The following is a 14,995-nucleotide window of genomic DNA, read 5'->3' as shown; positions in this document are numbered from 1 at the left end:
CCGACATCATCGAGTACACGGCGCGGAAGATGCCGAAGTTCAACTCGATCTCGATCTCCGGCTACCACATGCAGGAGGCCGGCGCGAACCTGGTGCAGGAGCTCGCGTTTACGCTGGCCGACGGGCGTGAATATGTCCGCGCCGCGATCGCGAGCGGCATGGACGTCGATGATTTCGCCGGGCGCCTGTCGTTCTTCTGGGCGATCGGCATGAATTTCTTCATGGAAATCGCCAAGATGCGCGCCGCCCGGCTGCTCTGGGCGCGGATCATGGGGGAGTTCTCGCCGAAGAAGGCGGCGAGTTCGATGCTGCGCACCCACTGCCAGACCAGCGGCGTCAGCCTGCAGGAGCAGGATCCCTACAACAACGTCATCCGCACCGCCTACGAGGCGATGGCGGCGGCGCTCGGGGGAACGCAGAGCCTTCATACCAACGCGCTCGACGAGGCGATCGCGCTGCCCACCGAATTCTCCGCCCGGATCGCGCGCAACACGCAGCTGATTCTGCAGGAGGAGACGGGGATCACCCATGTCGTCGATCCGCTGGCGGGCAGCTACTATGTCGAGAGCCTGACGGCGGCCATGGCGGAAAAGGCCTGGGCGCTGATCGAGGAGGTCGAGTCGCTCGGCGGCATGACCAAGGCGGTCGGGAGCGGCATGCCGAAGCTGCGCATCGAGGAGAGCGCGGCGCGGCGGCAGGCGGCGGTCGACCGCGGCGCCGAGGTGATCGTCGGGGTCAACAAGTATCGGCTGGCGAAGCAGGACCCGATCGACATTCTCGACGTGGACAATGTGAAGGTGCGCGAGGCGCAGATCGAGCGGCTGACCCGGATCCGCGCGACGCGCGATCAGGCGGCCTGCGACGCGGCGCTGGCCGCGCTGGAGGCGGCGGCGCGGTCGAACGGCAACCTGCTCGCGGCGGCGATCGAAGCGGCGCGGGCGCGGGCGAGCGTGGGGGAGATTTCGGACGCGATGGAAAAGGTGTTCGGGCGCCACCGCGCCGAGGTGAAAACGCTGGCCGGCGTCTATGGCGCGGCCTACGAGGGGGACGCGGGCTTCGCCGCGATCCAGCGGGACGTGGAGGCGTTCGCGGAAGCCGAGGGGCGCCGGCCGCGCATGCTGGTGGTGAAGATGGGACAGGATGGCCACGACCGGGGCGCGAAGGTGATCGCCACCGCCTTCGCCGACATCGGTTTCGACGTCGATGTCGGCCCGCTGTTCCAGACGCCGGAGGAAGCCGCGCAGGACGCGATCGACAACGACGTGCACGTCGTCGGCATCTCGAGCCAGGCGGCCGGCCACAAGACGCTGGCGCCGAAGCTGATCGAGGCGCTGAAGGCGCAGGGGGCGGAGGATGTCCTAGTGATCTGCGGCGGCGTCATCCCGCGGCAGGATTATGACTTCCTGCGGGCCGCCGGGGTGGCCGCGATCTTCGGGCCAGGCACCAATATTCCGGTGGCGGCGCGCGAGATCCTTGACCTTCTGAACGCGCGCGGCGCATGAGCTAGGCTGAAGCGCCCCGGGCGGGGCGATGCTATACGATAACAAAAAGACGTCTGGGGAAAAAAACGGCCATGGGTGACGGCAGCGGCGAGAATGCGCGGAAGGCGGCGCTGGACTATCACGAGTTCCCCAGCCCGGGGAAGCTCGAGATCCGCGCCACCAAGCCGATGGCGAACCAGCGCGATCTCAGCCTCGCCTATTCGCCGGGCGTCGCCGAGGCCTGCCTCGAGATCAAGGCCGATCCGACGGTGGCCGCGCGCTATACGGCCCGCGGCAATCTTGTCGCCGTTGTCAGCAACGGCACCGCGGTGCTTGGCCTCGGGAATATCGGCGCGCTGGCCTCGAAGCCGGTGATGGAGGGCAAGGCGGTGCTCTTCAAGAAGTTCGCCAATGTCGATTGCTTCGACATCGAGGTGAACGAATCCGATCCCGTCAAGCTCGCGGAGATCGTCGCGAGCCTCGAGCCGACCTTCGGCGCGATCAATCTCGAGGACATCAAGGCCCCCGACTGCTTCGTGGTCGAGCGTCTCTGCCGCGAGAAGATGAACATCCCCGTGTTCCACGACGACCAGCACGGCACGGCGATCGTCGTCGGCGCCGCCGCGACCAACGCGCTGAAGGTCGCCGGCAAGCGGTTCGAGGACGTGAAGATCGTCTCGACCGGCGGTGGCGCGGCCGGCATCGCCTGCCTCAACATGTTGCTGAAGCTCGGGGCCCGGCGCGAGAACGTCTGGCTCTGCGACATTCACGGGCTGGTGCATGTCGGGCGCGAGCAGGACATGAACCCGGAGAAGGCGGCCTTCGCGCAGGAGTCCGATCTGCGGACGCTGGCCGAGGTCATTCCGGGCGCCGATCTCTTCCTTGGCCTGTCCGGGCCCGGGGTGCTGACCGGCGACATGGTGAAGACGATGGCGGCGACACCGATCGTCTTCGCCCTTGCCAATCCCAACCCCGAGATCGATCCCGACGTGGCGCGGGCGGCCAATCCCGACGTGATCATCGCGACCGGGCGGTCGGACTATCCGAACCAGGTCAACAACGTCCTCTGCTTTCCGTTCATCTTCCGCGGCGCGCTCGATGTCGGCGCGACCACGATCAACGACGAGATGGAGATCGGCTGCGTCGAAGGGATCGCGGCGCTGGCCCGTGCCTCCTCGTCGGCCGAGGCGGCGGCGGCCTATCAGGGCGAGCGGTTGAGCTTCGGACCCGACTACCTCATTCCGAAACCCTTCGATCCGCGGCTGCTGGCCATCGTCGCCGGCGCGGTCGCCAAGGCGGCGATAGAGAGCGGCGTGGCGACACGTCCGGTGGCCGATATCGAGGCCTACAAGGCGAAGTTGAACGCCTCGGTCTATCGTTCGGCCTTCATCATGCGGCAGGTTTTCGATGTCGGCCGGGACAGCTCGCGGCGCGTCGTCTTCGCCGAGGGCGAGGACGAGCGGGTGCTGCGCGCGGCGCAGGCGATGATCCAGGAGGGACTGGGGCGGCCGACGCTGATCGGACGGCCGGAGGTCATGGATCGGCGCTGCGAACGGGCGGCGCTGCCGATCAAGGTCGGCGCCGATTTCGACGTGGTAAATCCCGAGGGCGATCCCCGCTATCGCGAATACTGGGGCACCTATCACGAATTGATGCAGCGGCGCGGCGTCACCCCGGATCTCGCGCGCGCGATCATGCGCACCAACACGACGGCGATCGGCGCGGTGATGGTGCAGCGGGGCGAGGCGGACAGCCTGATCTGCGGCACCTTCGGGCAGTATCTCTGGCATCTCAACTATATCCGCCAAGTCCTTGGCTGCCCTGATCTCAAGCCGATCGCGGCGCTCTCGCTGATGATCGCCGAGCGGACGGTGATGTTCGTCGCGGACACCCAGGTCTATCCAGAGCCGACCGCCGAGCAGATCGCCGAAACGGTGATCGCCGCGGCCCGCCACGCGCGTCGGTTCGGGGTCGAGCCGAAGGTCGCGCTCTGCTCGCATTCCCAGTTCGGCAATCTCGACACCGGCTCGGGGCGTCGGATGCGCGCGGCCCTGGCGATCCTCGACGAGAGCGCGGCTGATTTCGTCTACGAGGGCGAGATGCATTCCGACGCCGCGCTCGATCCGGCGCTGCGGGAGCGGATCTTTCCGAACTCACGGCTCGAAGGCGCGGCGAACGTGCTCGTCTTCGCCAATACCGACGCCGCGAGCGCGGTCCGCAACATCATCAAGGCGGTGTCGGGCGGGCTCGAGGTGGGCCCGATCCTGATGGGCATGGGCAACAAGGCGCATATCGTCACGCCTTCGATCACGCCGCGCGGTCTTCTCAATATCGCAGCGTTGGCGAAGGCGCCGGTGCAAAGTTACGGCTAACAAGGAAAAACGGAGGAAAGACATGGGCTACGGCGAGGTCTACGCGGACTGGGCGGCCAATCCGGACGCGTTCTGGATGAAGGCGGCCGAGGCCATCGACTGGGACCGCGCGCCTTCGCACGCGCTCGACGACCGCAACGCGCCGCTCTACGGCTGGTTCGCGGACGCGCTCGGCAACACCTGCTACAATGCCGTGGACCGGCATGTCGAGGCAGGCCATGGCGACCGCGTGGCGATCATCCACGACTCCCCGGTCACCGGCTCCAAGGAACGGATCACCTACGCCGACCTGCGTGAGCGGGTCGCGCGGCTCGCCGGCGCGCTGGCGAGCCGGGGCATCGTCAAGGGCGACCGGGTAATCATCTACATGCCGATGCTGCCCGAGGCGCTGGTCGGGATGCTGGCCTGCGCCCGGATCGGCGCGATCCATTCGGTGGTGTTCGGCGGCTTCGCGGCGCCGGAGCTGGCGGTCCGCATCGACGACGCCGCGCCGAAGGCGATCCTTCTCGCCTCCTGCGGCATCGAGCCGGGTCGGGTCGTCGCCTACAAGCCGTTGGTCGACGCCGCCATCGAAATGGCAAACGTGAAACCCGAAACCTGCTTTGTCCTTCAGCGGCCGCAGGCCGTGGCGACCCTCGTCGAGGGCCGCGATTTCGACTGGCTGCAGGCGGCGGCGGCGGCGGATCCCGTGCCTTGCGTTCCGGTCGGCGGCATGGACCCGGTCTATATCCTCTATACCTCGGGAACGACCGGCCAGCCGAAGGGTGTCGTGCGTCCGACCGCCGGCCATATGGTGGCGCTCGCCTGGACCATGAAGAACATCTATGCCATCGGCGCGGGCGACGTTTTCTGGGCGGCCTCGGATGTCGGCTGGGTGGTGGGGCATTCCTACATCTGCTACGCGCCGCTGCTGGTCGGGGCGACGACGATCGTGTTCGAGGGCAAGCCGGTCGGCACGCCCGACGCCGGCACCTTCTGGCGGGTGATCGAGGAGTATGGCGTCAAGAGCTTCTTCACCGCGCCGACCGCGCTCCGCGCGATCAAGCGCGAGGATTCCGCCGGCAATTTCATCCGCGACTACGACCTCGAGTGCATGAAGCTCCTGTTTCTCGCCGGCGAGCGGGCGGATCCCGACACGATCGTCTGGGCGCAGGAACATTTGAAGGTGCCGGTCATCGACCATTGGTGGCAGACCGAGACCGGTTGGGCGATCTGCGCCGATCCGGCCGGGATCGAACTGCTGCCGATCAAGCTCGGCTCGCCGACCGTGCCGATGCCCGGATATGACGTGCAAATCCTGTCCGAGGCCGGGACGCCGGCTGGGCCGGGTGAACTCGGGGCGGTGACGATCAAGTTGCCGTTGCCGCCGGGGACCCTGTCGACGCTGTGGAACGCCGAGGCCCGGTTCGTGAAATCGTACCTCACCACCTTTCCCGGCTACTACGAAACCGGCGACGCGGGGATGATCGACGCGGACGGCTATCTCTACATCATGGCCCGCACCGACGACGTCATCAATGTCGCCGGCCATCGCCTCTCGACCGGTGCGATGGAGGAGGTGCTGGCGAGCCACCCGGACGTCGCGGAATGCGCGGTGATCGGCGTCGCCGACGATCTCAAGGGGCAACTCCCCATGGGATTTGTCTGCCTCAACAAGGGCTGCGAGCGTGAGCCGGACGACGTGATCCGCGAATGCGTGAAGCTGGTGCGCGACCGCATCGGACCGGTGGCCGCCTTCAAGTCCGCCGTGGTCGTCGAACGGCTGCCGAAGACGCGCTCGGGAAAGATCCTGCGCGGGATCATGGGCCGGATCGCCGACGGGCAGGACTACAAGATGCCCGCGACGATCGACGATCCGGCGATTCTCGGCGAGATCAGCGATACGCTGTCGAAGGTCGGATTGATCAAGAACGCGTGACGCCGCCGCGGCGGCGAACTGCGACCTTGGTCTGATGCCAGCGTGGGCAAATTCGCCCACGCTGGTAGTTTGGCAACCATACCTTCTCATTACGAGTAGGTTTCTCTTGATTTTCAACCACACATAGTTGTTGCTGCTCCCATGAAGACCAGCGGCGCATGATCGCGTCCTGAGCCAGGGAGGAGCGGCGGCGGTGGTGCGCTTTCGGTTGAAAGGTCGGCACTGGGCAAGGGCGGCCCTGCTTCTCGCAGTCGCCTCCCAGGCGCCGATGGCCGGAGCCGGCACGAACGAACCGGCGCTGGTGCTGGTGCGCGGACCGGAGGCCGTCGAACTCACGCTCGGCGAACTCGATGCCCTGCCGAAGAAGACGATCGTCACCGAGAACGAGTTCGCCGACGGCCAGGTCGCCTACCGCGGTCCCCTGGTGCGCGACGTGCTGGAACGGTTGGCGCTCGATCAGACCGAAAAGGTGCGGCTTCTGGCGGCCAACGACTATTACGTCGACATTCCGACCAGCGACTTCATGACCTATGACGTGATCCTCGCCATGGAGGCCGATGGCCGCGAGCTGTCGCAGCGCGAGATGGGGCCGCTCTGGCTGATGTATCCGATCTCGGAACACGCGGAGCTGCGCGATCCGACCTACATCCAGCGCCTGATCTGGCAGGTGATCCGGATCGAATCGCTGTGAAGCTGCCCCGTCCGATCTCGCGGTATTTCGCCCTCGTCATGCTGATCGCGGCCGCCGGCATCGCGACCGTCGGCTATGTCGCCCTTCGCCGGGATGCGCAGAATCTGCGCGATACCAATCGGGACAACCTGTTGTGGTCCGCGACGCAGATGGAGGTCGAGCTTCTGCGCTTCGAACTGAGCGCGGCGATGATGGCGGCGCAGGGGACGCCGGAGGCGCTGAACGAGATGCGGGAGCGTTTCGACATCCTCTGGAGTCGAGTGTTCATGACAGGCCGGGGCAGGGCCGGTGAAGCTCTGCGGGGCTACGACGAGGGGTTCGGTGCCATCCGCGCGATCGCGACCTATCTCGAACGGATCGACCCGGTCATCGCCGGGCTGCGCCCGGACGATCGGGAGCGGGCGCGCGGCATCGTCGAGGACATGCATCGCCATCAGAACGAGCTGCGACTCTATACCCTGCGGGTGATGCGGGGCGACACCAGCGCCGCGGGGCTGGCGCGGGACCGGCTCGCGGCGAGCTTCCGGACCACGGCGCTGATCAGCGGCGCGGCCGTGCTGGCCTGCCTGTTGTGCCTGTTGCTGATTCTGCGGGAACACCGGCGGCAGCGGGTGGTGGACGAGCTGGAGCGGTACCACGCGGCGGAAGCGGAACAGGCCAACCGGTCGAAATCCCGGTTCCTGACCATGATGAGCCACGAATTGCGCAATCCGCTGAACGGGGTTCTCGGTCCGCTGGCGCTTCTCGCACAGAGCGATCTTCCGGTTCGGCTGCGGCGGCTCGTCGAACAGGCGCAGCAATCGGGTCAGTCCATGCTCCAGATGCTGTCCGGCCTGCTCGATTATGGCGAGATGCAGGAGGGTCGCTTCGAGTTGAAGCAGGAACCGTTCCGCATCTCGGCGCTGGCGGCGAAGGTCCGCGCCGACCTGTCGGGGTCGACAGAGGCGGTGTTCGGGGTCGGTGTCCATCCGCGGACGCCGGAGTTCCTCTATGGCGACGAAGAGCGCCTGCGCCAGGTGTTCGTGCATCTCGGCTCGTATGTCATGGAGGCCTGCGATCGCTCCGCGGTCCGGCTCGACTTCGGGTTCGAGGGCAGCGCGATCGAGGGCGAGTTCACCTTCGGCACCGACGCGGCGGCGCGGAGCTGGAACGTCGATCCCCTGATGGGGCTGAGCGAACTCGCGCCCGATCAGGTTTCGGCCGATACCCTGCGGCCGATGATCGCGCGTGGGCTGATCCTCGCGGCGAAGGGCGTGCTGACGCTCTACGAGGACGGCAACGGGCGCCGCGCGATCCGGGTCGCGGTGCCCTCGCGGCGCGTCGCCTTCGAGCGGATCCGGGTACATCTCGAGACGCGCTCGGCCGCGCTGGCCGCGATCTACCAGGCCGCCCTGCGCTCGGACCGCGTCGTCTTCGTGGCGCCCGACAGTCCCGGTCCGGTCGATCTCGTTCTGGTCGATGCGACCACGATCGGCGCCGATACGCTCATGTCGCAGCTACGCTACCGATTTCCGGGCGCGCTCTTCGTGTCGCTCGGCTTGCCGCAAAGCCCGAACTTCTTCGACGACGTCGTTGAGACTCCCAACGACATCGGCACGCTGCGCACCAGTGTACTCGGACGACTCGCATCCTGAATCGCGCAAGGCGAATGTTTTTTGCCTTTGCCCGCCGCCTCGTGTATCATACGCTGAATGGCACGGCGAGAATTCAACCACAGGTTTCTAGAGGGCGGCGGGGTCGATCCGGGATCCAGCGTTGCGGGGAAGTGCGATGACCGTCATTGACTCTTCGCTGGACAAGGGGCGCTCGCTGTCGGCGAACCATTGGAACGGCGAGGCCTCGACGTCGCTGGACGTTGCCATGGTCGCGCACGATCTGCGCTGCGCGTTGCAGGGCGTTACCGGCGGGGTCGCCGTGCTCGAGAAGGCGGTGATCGATCCCGATCTTCGTGACCAGCTTACCCGCGTCTTCGAGGCGGCGGAGGCCGTCTCGGTGCTGGTGAACCTGCTGCTGCCGGGCGGTGGCGAGGTCGCGCGGACCGGTGGGGTGGTGGATGTCGGCGGTTTCGTCGAGCATCTCCGCCGTCGCTGGGCGGCCGAGGCGCGACTGAAGGGGCTCCGCCTGGTACTCGACGCCGGGGCCGCGAAGAATCGGGCGCTGCGCGTCGATGGGCTGCTGCTCGAGCGGGTCATCGGCAATCTCCTGTGCAACGCCATCCGCCATACGGAAACCGGGTCCGTGACGCTCGTCGCCGCCTACGAGCCGACGCGCGGCCTGTCGTTCCATCTCCGCGACGAGGGCCCGGGCATCGATCCCGCGGTTCTGGAGCGGGCGGAGGCGGCGGGCCATCGACCGGCCGAGGGCGAGCATGGACTCGGGCTCCGCATCGCGCGGTCCCTGACCGGCAAGCTCGGCGCCGAGCTCTTGCTGCGCAATCGGGGCGGCGGCGGCTTCGAGGCCTGGCTGAGCTTTCCGTCCCGACTCTGCGTCGAGACGGCGGCGCCGGCGGCGCGGACCGCGGAACGCGCGGAGCATGACCTGACCGGCGTCCGCATCCTGCTGGCCGAGGACAATCCGACCAATCAGATGGTCGCGACGCAAATGCTCACCGCCCTGAAGGCCGAGGTGACCATCGCCTCCGACGGGGTCGAGGCGCTCGAATTCTTCGAGCGCGGCGCCTTCGATCTGGTCGTGGTCGATATCGAGATGCCGCGCATGTCCGGGCTCGATGTCATCCGCTCCATTCGCGCGCGCCCCGATCCGCGCTCGACGACCCCGATCGTCGCGCTTACCGCCTATGCCATGCGCGAGCATCAGGACCGCATCGCGCGCGCCGGTGCGAACGGCCTGATCTCGAAGCCGATCAGCAGCATCGAGGCGCTCGGCCGCGCCCTCGGCGCCCATGTCGCCGCCGGCCGGGCAGGCGCGGCGCCGGCGGCGGCGGCCCCCGAGACGGTGTCGCCCATTGTTGATCTTGCAATTTTCGACGCGCTGCGGCAGGCCATAGGGCCAGACATGATGGCCGAACTCATGGAAAAGGTGGTAGCCGACCTGCTGGCCGCCCGCGCCGATCTGACCGCGGCTGAGAAGCCGCTGAGCCGCGATCCGATCCGGTCCGCGTCGCATATTCTCATTTCCGTCGCCGGCGCGGTCGGCGTCACCCGCCTACAGGGCGCGGCGCGCGAGCTCAACACGGCGGCGCATGGGGAGAATTCGGACGGGCTCGTCGACAAGCTACGCCATTGCCTCGATGAACTGGACCACGCGATCGCCTTCGCACGCGGCCAGCTCGTCGAGCGCTAGGATCAGCGCATGACCGATCGCCTTCTGCTCGTCGAAGATACCCCGTCCTTGTCATTGGTTTACAAGGCGGTGCTGACGCGAGCTGGCCATACCGTCTCCTGCGCCTTCACCCTGTCGGAAGCGCGTGCAGAATGCGAACGCGCGCGGCCGCAGCTGGTCCTGCTCGATCTTCAGCTGCCGGACGGCGACGGGCTCGATCTGCTCGAGAGCCTGCGGCGCGATGCCCCGGATTGTCGCGTCATCGTCATCACCGCCAACGGTTCGATCAATCGCGCGGTGCAGGCCATGCGCGCCGGCGCCTTCGATTTTCTGGTGAAGCCCTTCGACGAGGGACGCCTGCTGAGCGCGGTTCAGAACGCGCTCGCCTCGACGCCGCATCAGCCGGAATCACTGGCCGCGCCGGAGGAGACGGACGGGTTTCAGGGCTTCATCGGCCGCTCCGCCGCCATGGGCGAGATCTATCGCATGGTCCGCTCGATCGGCCGCTCGACCGCGACGGTGTTCATCACCGGCGAGAGCGGCACCGGCAAGGAGGTCTGCGCCCGGGCGATCCACGCCGTTTCCAACCGCGCGCGCAAGCCCTTCGTGCCGCTCAATTGCGCCGCCATCCCGCGCGACCTGCTCGAATCCGAGGTCTTCGGCCATCTGAAGGGCGCCTTCACCGGCGCGCTCTCCGACAAGCCGGGCGCGGCGGCGGTGGCGGATGGCGGCACGTTGTTTCTCGACGAAATCTGCGAGATGGATCTCTCGCTTCAGACCAAGCTGCTGCGCTTCCTGCAAACCTCGACCATCCAGCCGGTCGGCGCCGCGCGGCCCCAGGCGGTGGATGTGCGCATCGTCTGTGCCACCAACCGGGATCCGGCCGAGGAGGTGCGGCAGGGCCGGTTCCGCGAGGATCTCTATTATCGCCTTCACGTCGTGCCGATCCACATGCCGCCATTGCGGTCCCGGCGCGACGACATCATGGAGATCGCCCAGGCGAGCCTGATCAAGTACGCGGCCGAGGAGGGCAAGTCCTTCACCGGGTTCGACGGCGACGTTGCGCGCATCTTCATGAGCCGACCCTGGCCCGGAAACGTGCGCCAGTTGCTGAACGTGATCCGCAACATCGTTGTGCTGCACGATGGGCCGCATGTCCTGCCCGGGATGTTGCCGACCGAGATCACCTTGACGCCCGGCGTCGGTTACGCCGCCGACAAGGTGGCGGCGCTCAACACCGGCTGGACCGCGCCGCTCACCAGTACCAAGGACCGGGTGGCCGCGCTGATCGGCACGCCGCTCGCCGATGTGGAGCGCGAACTGATCGAGGCCACGATCGAATATTGCGACGGCTCCATTCCGCGGGCCGCGCGCATGCTCGAGCTCTCGCCCTCGACCATCTATCGCAAGCTCGAATCCTGGACCGGAGTCCAGCGGCGCGCCGAAGCCTGATCCGCGAGCCTGATCCGGCTTGCAATGCCCCCGGGGCGGGTCGCATAGTCTGGCTCGGGGAAGGAAATCGGGAATGGCACGATGCTCCTGAAGGCCGCCATAGCCGCGCGCGACAATGCCTACGCGCCTTATTCCGGCTTCAAGGTCGGCGCCGCGGTGCGCTGCCCCGACGGGGCGATCTTCGCCGGCTGCAATGTCGAGAACGTCGCCTATCCGCAGGGTACCTGCGCCGAGGCCGGGGCGATCGCGGCGATGGTCGCCGCCGGACGGACCCGCATCGCCGAGATGCTGGTGGTCGCCTCCAGCCCGACGCCGGTGACGCCCTGCGGTGGCTGTCGCCAGAAGATCGCGGAATTCGCCGACGCGGACGTGCCGGTGACGCTGGCGGGCCGGGACGGCGCCGAAGTCACGACCACGGTGGGGGCGCTGCTTCCCGGCGCCTTCACGCCTGATCACATGGCGGGAGCCGGCACATGACAGCAACATCTGAACTTGGGACGTCCGACCTTCGGACGATCGCGCGCCGCGCGCTCGTCTGCCTCGATCTCACCAATCTCGACGACGCTTGCGACGCCGACGCGATCGACGTCCTTTGCGGCCGCGCCCAGACCAGGCACGGCTCGGTCGCGGCGGTCTGCGTCTGGCCGCGGTTCGTGGCACAGGCCCGGGCCAAGCTGGCGCATACCGGCGTCCATGTCGCGACGGTGGTGAATTTCCCGACCGGCGAGGAGCCGATCGAGGGGGTGGTGGCGGCGACCAAAGCCGCGCTCGCGGACGGCGCCGACGAGATCGACATGGTGGTTCCCTGGAAACGCTTCATGGCCGGCGACGAGGCGGCGGTGACGGAGGCGGTGCGCGCCGTCAAGGCCGCCTGCGGCGCCGCGCCGCTGAAGGCGATCCTCGAGACCGGCGAGATCGGGGACGAGGCGCTGATCGGCGTCGCGGCCATGCGGGCGCTCGATGGCGGTGCCGATTTCCTCAAGACCTCAACCGGCAAGGTTCCGGTGAACGCCACCCCGCGCGCCGCCGAGATCCTGCTCGACGCCATCGCGCGGAGCGATGCGCCGGCCGGGTTCAAGGCCGCCGGCGGGGTGCGCACGGTCGCGGAGGCGGGCGTCTATCTCGCACTCGCCGACCGGATCATGGGACCGGGCTGGGCGGGACCGAAGCATTTCCGCATTGGCGCCTCGTCGCTGCTCGACGCGCTGCTCGCGGCGCTGGAAGGCGAGGACGTCGACGAAGAGGAAGACGGCTACTGAGCGCGCGTCAGACTTGAATGAAAGCATAGGTTCCCATGTTGCCGCAGGAAGTCATCGCGATCAAACGCGACGGCGGCCATCTGTCCGAGGCCGAGATCCGCTTCATGGTCGAGGGCCTGACCGCCGAGACGATCAGCGAGGGGCAGGTCGCGGCCTTTGCCATGGCGGTGTTTTTCCGCGGACTGGCGCTCGACGAGCGGGTCGCGCTGACCCGCGCCATGCGCGACAGCGGGACGGTGCTTGCCTGGGACCTTCCGGGGCCGGTGGTCGACAAGCATTCGACCGGGGGCGTCGGCGACAATGTGAGCCTCCTGCTCGCGCCGGCGCTCGCGGCCTGCGGCGTCTATGTACCGATGATCTCGGGTCGCGGCCTTGGCCACACCGGCGGCACGCTCGACAAGTTCGACGCGATCCCCGGCTATGCGACCCAGCCCGACGCCGAGACCTTCCGCCGCGTGGTGGCGGATGTCGGCTGCGCGATCATCGGCCAGACGGCGGATATCGCCCCGGCCGACCGGCGGCTCTATGGCATCCGCGACGTGACGGCGACGGTGGAGAGCATTGACCTCATCACCGCCTCGATCCTGTCGAAGAAGCTCGCGGCGGGGCTCGACGCGCTGGTGCTCGACGTGAAGGTGGGCAGCGGCGCCTTCATGGGCTCGCTCGCCGAGGCGCGGGCGCTGGCCTCGGCGCTGGTCGAGGTGGCGAACGGCGCCGGCTGCCCGACCCGCGCGCTGATCACCGACATGAACGAGCCGCTGGCGAGCGCCGCCGGCAACGCGCTCGAAATGGTCAATGCCGCGCGCTTTCTCACCGGCGAGGCGATCGACGGCCGGCTCTGGGACGTGACCGTGGCGCTCGGCGCCGAGAGCCTGGCGCGGGCGGGGATCGCCGCGGGCGTCGAGGATGGCGCGGACCGCATGCGCATGGTCTTTGAGTCCGGCGCGGCGGCGGAGCGGTTCGAGGCGATGGTTCGCGCCCTCGGCGGCCCGGCGGATTTTCTCGATGACTACGAGCGGCATCTGGTTCGCGCGCCGGTGGTGGCCGAGGTAACGGCGCGGGAGCCGGGCTTCATACGGGCGATCGATACCAAGCGCCTCGGCTTCGCGGTGGTGGAACTCGGCGGCGGGCGGCGGCGGGCGAGCGACCGGATCGACCATTCGGTCGGCCTCGACGACTTGCTCGGTCTCGGCGCGGCGGTCGAGGTGGGTTCGCCGCTCGCCCGGGTGCACGCGGCGAACCCCGAGGCGCTGGCGGCCGCCGAGGCGCGGGTTCGGGCGTCCTACCATATCGGCGACGCGCCGCTGGCGGAGGCGCCGCTGATCCTCGACCGGATCGGCTAGATGGCCCGCGCGATCCTCCTCGTGATGGATTCCGTCGGCTGCGGGGGCGCGCCGGACGCCGAGGCCTTCGGCGACGCCGGTGCCAATACGCTCGGCCATATCATCCGCGCCTGCGCAGAGGGCCGGGCGGAAGACGGGCGCTCCGGCCCGCTCCACGCGCCGAACCTCGGCGCGCTCGGGCTCGGCGCGGCGATCCGGCTCGCCTCGGGTATCGCGCTGCCCGGCTTCGAGGCGGCGCCGACCGGCCTCTGGGGCGCGGCCACGGAAGTCTCGCGCGGCAAGGACACGCCCTCGGGTCACTGGGAGCTGATGGGCGTGCCGGTGCCCTGGGACTGGCACTATTTCCGCGGCGGCGATCCCGCCATCCCGCCGGAGATCACGCTGGAACTCGTCGAGCGGACCGGGTTGCCCGGGACGCTCTGCAACAACCACGCCTCCGGCATGCCCGTGCTGCGCGCCTATGGCGCGGAACATATCGCGACGGGCATGCCCATCCTCTATACCTCGGCCGACAGCGTGCTGCAGATCGCCGCGCACGAGACCCATTTCGGGCTCGAACGGCTGATGGAGGTCTGCGAGGCGGCGGCGCGGATCGTGCACCCGATGCGCGTCGGCCGGGTGATCGCGCGGCCCTTCGTCGGCGAGACGCCGGAGACCTTCACCCGCACCGCGCATCGCCGCGACCTCGCCATCCCGCCGCCGGAGCCGACCCTGCTCGACCGGGTGGTGGCGGCGGGCGGCCGGGCTCATGCGATCGGCAAGATCGGCGACATCTTCGCGCATCGCGGCGTCTCGACGCTGGCCAAGGGCAAGGACGACATGGCGCTGGTCGATGCGACGATCGCCGCGCTCGGGACGGCGGGGCAGGGCGATCTCGTCATCGCCAACTATGTCGATTTCGACACATTGTACGGCCATGCGCGCGACGTTTCGGGCTATGCCCGCGCGATCGAGGCGTTCGACGCGCGTCTGCCGGAGATTTTCGCGCGGCTGCGGCCGGACGACCTGCTGCTCATCACCGCCGACCATGGCAACGATCCGACCTGGCGCGGCACCGACCATACCCGCGAGCGGGTGCCCGTGCTGGGGCCGGCGAAGGCGGAGCGGGCCATCGGGCTGGTCGGATTCGCCGACGTGGGCGAGACGCTCGCGGCGCATCTCGGCCTCCCGCCGGGCCGGCACGGAAGAAGTTTTCTG

The 14,995-nt window shown here is 68.3% G+C and carries 11 protein-coding genes; all 11 read left to right on the top strand.

Going from position 1 to position 14,995, the window contains the following annotated elements:
• Positions 1-1,502, top strand: a 1,502-nt coding sequence (locus tag Q0480_RS06870; protein WP_299131656.1) for a methylmalonyl-CoA mutase family protein, incomplete at its 5' end; no start/stop codon positions are given.
• A gap of 71 nt (positions 1,503-1,573) precedes the next feature.
• Positions 1,574-3,853: an NADP-dependent malic enzyme gene (locus Q0480_RS06865; protein ID WP_299131655.1), complete on the top strand. Its 2,280-nt coding sequence runs from the start codon at positions 1,574-1,576 to the stop codon at positions 3,851-3,853.
• A 22-nt stretch (positions 3,854-3,875) separates the two neighbouring features.
• Positions 3,876-5,771, top strand: coding sequence for a propionyl-CoA synthetase (locus tag Q0480_RS06860; RefSeq protein WP_299131654.1), 1,896 nt, complete (start codon positions 3,876-3,878; stop codon positions 5,769-5,771).
• 196 nt (positions 5,772-5,967) lie between these two features.
• Positions 5,968-6,462, top strand: a complete 495-nt coding sequence (locus tag Q0480_RS06855; RefSeq protein ID WP_299131653.1) for a molybdopterin-dependent oxidoreductase — start codon at positions 5,968-5,970, stop codon at positions 6,460-6,462.
• Entirely contained in the window at positions 6,459-8,096 is a 1,638-nt protein-coding gene (locus tag Q0480_RS06850) for a histidine kinase dimerization/phospho-acceptor domain-containing protein (protein ID WP_299131652.1), read from the top strand. Before Q0480_RS06855 ends, Q0480_RS06850 begins: the two co-directional genes overlap by 4 nt.
• A 136-nt stretch (positions 8,097-8,232) precedes the next feature.
• A complete protein-coding gene (locus tag Q0480_RS06845; protein WP_299131651.1) occupies positions 8,233-9,765 on the top strand; it encodes a response regulator in 1,533 nt (510 codons plus the stop codon).
• Between the two features lie 9 nt (positions 9,766-9,774).
• Positions 9,775-11,196: a sigma-54 dependent transcriptional regulator gene (locus tag Q0480_RS06840; protein WP_299131650.1), complete on the top strand. Its 1,422-nt coding sequence runs from the start codon at positions 9,775-9,777 to the stop codon at positions 11,194-11,196.
• A gap of 81 nt (positions 11,197-11,277) precedes the next feature.
• Positions 11,278-11,673, top strand: coding sequence for a cytidine deaminase (locus Q0480_RS06835; protein WP_299131649.1), 396 nt, complete (start codon positions 11,278-11,280; stop codon positions 11,671-11,673).
• Positions 11,670-12,455, top strand: a complete 786-nt coding sequence (gene deoC / locus Q0480_RS06830; protein ID WP_299131648.1) for a deoxyribose-phosphate aldolase — start codon at positions 11,670-11,672, stop codon at positions 12,453-12,455. The genes Q0480_RS06835 and deoC overlap by 4 nt, the downstream gene beginning before the upstream one ends.
• 35 nt (positions 12,456-12,490) lie before the next feature.
• Entirely contained in the window at positions 12,491-13,798 is a 1,308-nt protein-coding gene (deoA, locus tag Q0480_RS06825; RefSeq protein ID WP_299131647.1) for a thymidine phosphorylase, read from the top strand.
• Positions 13,799-14,995: phosphopentomutase (locus Q0480_RS06820; protein ID WP_299131646.1), on the top strand; the 1,197-nt coding region annotated here is incomplete at its 3' end.

It is taken from the genome of uncultured Amaricoccus sp. (assembly GCF_937891315.1).
Lineage (GTDB): Bacteria > Pseudomonadota > Alphaproteobacteria > Rhodobacterales > Rhodobacteraceae > Amaricoccus.
Note: the sequence above shows the minus strand (reverse complement) of the source record. Positions and strands in the feature narration are given on the sequence as shown.